The following is a 320-nucleotide window of genomic DNA, read 5'->3' as shown; positions in this document are numbered from 1 at the left end:
CCCGAACACCAGTGGTGCGTTCACTCCGGTCCTCTCGTACTAGGAGCAACCCCTCTCAATCTTCCAACGCCCACGGCAGATAGGGACCGAACTGTCTCACGACGTTCTAAACCCAGCTCGCGTACCACTTTAAATGGCGAACAGCCATACCCTTGGGACCTACTTCAGCCCCAGGATGTGACTGAGCCGACATCGAGGTGCCCAAACACCGCCGTCGATATGAACTCTTGGGCGGTATCAGCCTGTTATCCCCGGAGTACCTTTTATCCGTTGAGCGATGGCCCTTCCATTCAGAACCACCGGATCACTAAGACCTACTT

At 55.3% G+C, this 320-nt stretch carries 1 rRNA gene; it reads right to left on the bottom strand.

Annotated features, from left to right (window positions below):
- Positions 1–320: ribosomal RNA gene (locus BHE89_RS00120) — 23S ribosomal RNA — on the bottom strand; the annotation flags it as partial.

Source organism: Shigella sp. FC1967 (assembly GCF_001743005.1).
In the GTDB taxonomy this organism is placed as follows: Bacteria; Pseudomonadota; Gammaproteobacteria; order Enterobacterales; family Enterobacteriaceae; genus Proteus.
Note: the sequence above shows the minus strand (reverse complement) of the source record. Positions and strands in the feature narration are given on the sequence as shown.